4 protein-coding genes are annotated in these 2,993 nt (G+C 66.4%); 2 read left to right on the top strand and 2 right to left on the bottom strand.

Annotated elements, in window-relative coordinates; translation table 11 throughout:
* Positions 1 to 594 (top strand): alanine racemase C-terminal domain-containing protein (locus VD972_RS35560; protein WP_324993262.1); only part of this gene is annotated, 594 nt, incomplete at its 5' end.
* Positions 595 to 639: 45 nt separating this feature from the next.
* On the opposite strand, the gene VD972_RS35555 is transcribed toward VD972_RS35560, so the two are convergent.
* Positions 640 to 1,647: a YafY family protein gene (locus VD972_RS35555; RefSeq protein ID WP_324993261.1), complete on the bottom strand. Its 1,008-nt coding sequence runs from the start codon at positions 1,645 to 1,647 to the stop codon at positions 640 to 642.
* A 111-nt stretch (positions 1,648 to 1,758) separates the two neighbouring features.
* Here VD972_RS35555 and VD972_RS35550 point away from each other — a divergent pair, with 111 nt between their 5' ends.
* Positions 1,759 to 2,175, top strand: a complete 417-nt coding sequence (locus VD972_RS35550; protein ID WP_324993260.1) for a GFA family protein — start codon at positions 1,759 to 1,761, stop codon at positions 2,173 to 2,175.
* 45 nt (positions 2,176 to 2,220) lie between these two features.
* Here the strand turns inward: VD972_RS35550 and VD972_RS35545 are convergent.
* On the bottom strand, positions 2,221 to 2,993 hold a 773-nt coding region (locus VD972_RS35545), incomplete at its 5' end, for an ABC transporter substrate-binding protein (protein ID WP_324993259.1).

The following is a 2,993-nucleotide window of genomic DNA, read 5'->3' as shown; positions in this document are numbered from 1 at the left end:
GTCCTGCGCGTGCTCGCCACGTTCAAAGAGGGGGCGGGCTGGATCATCGAGAAAGGGCACCTCGATCGCAGCAAGCTCATCCTCCACAGTGCGAACTCGTTCGCCACGCTGGAGGTGCCAGAGAGCCACCTGGACATGGTGCGCGCAGGAGGAGCGCTGTACGGCGACACCTTGTCCAAGTATCCAGAGTTCAAGTGGATCATGGAGTTCAAGTCCCGCGTCTCGTCCGTCAACAGCTATCCGGCTGGGAGCTCGGTTGGCTATGATCGGAAGTTCACGCTGCAGCGCGACTCGAGGCTGGCGAACATTCCCGCGGGATACTCCGATGGGTATGGGCGCGTGTTCTCGAACCGGGGGTACGTCCTGATCCGGGGGAAGCGCTGCCCTGTCGTGGGAAGGGTCTCCATGAATACGTTCATGGTGGACGTCACTGGCAGTCCGGAGATCCTGCCCGGCGATGAGGTCGTGCTGTTCGGCAAGCAAGGCGCGATCGAGATCACCCGGGAGGAGCTGGAGCAGCTCGCGGGGACGATCCTCGTGGAGATGTATACCGCCTGGGGCAACGCCAACCCTCGGATCCTGAAGCCCGAGTAGGCCTGAGGGGATGTCACGCCTGGGGCTGCCGGGTGTCCTCTTGCCTCAGCTGGGAGGCCCGCTTCGAGGCTCGCCTGCGCCCTGCGCCTCCGCTTCAGTCCGATTCGCAGCCCGGGTCAAGCGCTCGCCCAGGCGGCGAAGGTGTTCGACGAGCTCCTTCGGTTCGTGCACCTCGAAGTCGAACCCCATGTACCCCAGGTGGAACGCAAGCGCCTCGAGGCTCTCGCCACCGGTGTGGACCAGGCAGCGCTCCGCCTCCAGCTCCTCGATGCGTCCAGCCACTCCAGACAGCCGCTCCGAGACAACGTGCGCGGGGGCCTGCACCGTCACGCGCGCGCGGAACCGGTACACGTCCGTCGAGACCGACTGCGACACGTATGCGGCCACGTCCTCGGAGGGCAGCGGGCGCGCCTTGAAACGACGCCCGGTTCTCGGCATCGCGCCAATGCGATCGACGCGGAACGTCCGCCACCCTTCCCTCTCGAGATCGTACGCCAGGAGGTACCAACGATAGCGGCTGTGCACGAGCCGATAGGGCTCAGCGAGGCGCGCGCTCACCGTGCCCTCGTGACTGCTGTAGTCGAAGCGCAGAACCTCGGAGTCCCGGCACGCATTCGCCATCACCGCCAGTGCCTCCGCGTCGATGCCAGGTCCAGCGTCGCCCAGCCGCACGCTCACGGCGTGCAGCGCGCTCACCCTGCGCCGGAGCCTCTTCGGGAGCACCTGCTCCAGCTTCCCGAGCGCACGAACCGACGCCTCCTCCAGCCCCTTCACCAGTCCCGTCGCCGCCAGGCGCAGCCCCACTGCGACGGCGACCGCCTCGTCGTCCTCGAGAGGAAGCGGTGGCAGTTCCTTCCCGGCGCCCAGCTGATATCCGCCGCCGACGCCCGCGGCCGCATGCACCGGATAACCAAGGCTCCGAAGCCGGTCCACGTCGCGGCGGACGCTGCGCTCGGTCACCTCGAGCTCGCTCGCCAGCTCCCCGCCCACCCAGAATCGCCGGGACTGCAGCAGCGACAGCAGCTTCAGCAGTCGAGCGGAGGTCTGGACCACGTGCGGCTCCTCTCATTGCGGACTGATTCTGTCCGCAACCCTTCCTACTCTTTTCTCATCACCCGGGCGAGTGCCGAGAGCGTCTCGCCCCCATCCTTGGAGCTTCCGACCATGATCCAGACCTATAAAGGCAGCTGCCCCTGCGGCGCCGTGCGCTTCGAAGCCGACTTGGACCCGAGCGCTGGCACGACCCGGTGCAACTGCACCAGCTGCGCGAAGACCGGGTGGTGGGGTGCGACCATGAAGCCGAGCGCCTTCCGCCTCGTCTCCGGGGGAGAGGTCCTCAGCGACTACTCGCGCTCCGAGGCCGGCCATGCCCGTTTCTGCAAGGTCTGTGGGGTCCGCACCTTCGGGCACGGAAACATTCCGGAGCTGGGCGGCGAGTACTACTCCGTGAACCTGAACTGCCTTGATGGCGCGGATCTCTCCGGGGTCCAGGTGAGCTACCTCGACGGGCTCCACGACACCTGGCAGCAGCTCGCCGCCGCTCCGTATGTGAGTCCGTTCACGGCCGCCATGCGCGCCTGAGCGTGTGAGCTTGGACAGGCTCGAGCCGCGCTGAGCGTGGCCGGGTCACGGCTGCACGGTGGTGACGAACTGCGTCTTCCCGTTCTCGACTTTCAGCACCACCGCCTGCTTCTCCGCATCCCGGTTGGCGTTGATGGTGATCTTCCCCGCCACACCCGGAAAGTCCTTCGTCGCCGCGATGGCGTCCCGCAGCGCCTTGCGCGACAGGTCCGGCGCACGCTTCATCGCGTCCACCGCCAGCGCCGTTGCGTCGTACGCCAGCGCCGCCGAGCTGTCTGGCGGGATGCCGTAGATCTTCTGGTACTTCTCGGCGAACGCCTTGAGCAGCGGGTCCGGGTTGTCCAGCGCGTAGTGGTTGGAGTAGTAGCTCCCATCCAGGGCCGAGCCTCCCAGCTCGAAGAGCTTGTCGGAGTTCCAGCCGTCCCCACCCAGCAGCGGCACCTTCAGCCCCAGCTCCCGCGCCTGCCGCGCAATGAGCCCCGCGTCCGTGTAGTACCCCGGCACGAACACCCCCTCCGGCTTCAGCCGCTTGATCGCCGTCAGCTGCGCCCGGAAGTCCGTGTCCCCCTTCGAGTAGCTCTCGTTGGCAATCACCTTCCCGCCCATCTTCTCGAACTCCTCGATGAACACCTTCGCCAGCCCGATCGAGTACGCGCTCTTGTTATCCGTCAGCACCGCCACCTGGCTGAGCTTCAGGTTCTCTCGCGAGAACTTCGCCATCACCTTGCCCTGGAACGGATCGATGAAGCAGACGCGGAAGATGTAGTCCCCCTTCTGCGTCACCTCGGGTGCCGTCGAGGTGTATGCGATCTGCGGCA

Source organism: Hyalangium sp., from assembly GCF_035629615.1.
Classification (GTDB): domain Bacteria; phylum Myxococcota; class Myxococcia; order Myxococcales; family Myxococcaceae; genus Hyalangium.
This window is presented reverse-complemented; position numbering and strand designations above follow the sequence as displayed.

Bases quoted from the DNA above. Each gene is read 5' to 3' on its own strand.
- VD972_RS35550 (WP_324993260.1), top strand. From the start codon at position 1,759: ATGATCCAGACCTATAAAGGCAGCTGCCCCTGCGGCGCCGTGCGCTTC.